The organism is Parasutterella muris (genome assembly GCF_009767915.1).
Lineage (GTDB): Bacteria > Pseudomonadota > Gammaproteobacteria > Burkholderiales > Burkholderiaceae_F > Parasutterella > Parasutterella muris.
Genome location: NZ_WSRP01000132.1, coordinates 1 through 372 on the forward strand (window position 1 = coordinate 1; position 372 = coordinate 372).

Annotated in this window: 1 pseudogene; it reads right to left on the minus strand. The window is 50.0% G+C overall.

The window, feature by feature from the left end:
* Positions 1-372 (minus strand): annotated as a pseudogene (locus E5987_RS12885) (DNA circularization protein); the annotation flags it as partial.

Consider the following 372-nt stretch of genomic DNA (forward strand, 5'->3'; position numbering starts at 1 on the left):
GGCACAAAACCTGAGTGCCGGATCTTATTTCTCCCGACAATCTCCGGCTCTCTGGTTGAGTCTCCGTAATAGTCATAAGCTAAAACCAGCGCCGGAGTCACCGCCGAAGGCGTAAACGTTACGAGCCTTGCCTGATTCTCTGCTCTTTGCGTAATTGCCTCATACACTGCGGAATGAGCCTGATTTAATGCTTCATAGACCGCATCGTTGCGAGTTCTAAACATCTCGGAATCAATCGCTTCAAGAATGTTGTCCCGAACCAAAATCAAATCATCGTACGGAGCGGTTTGAACCGCCGCAGATGTATCTGCTCTATCGTTTTCGGAGCCAACTTCAGAAGCGGCGAGCACCGCGTTTGAAATAGCGGACTGC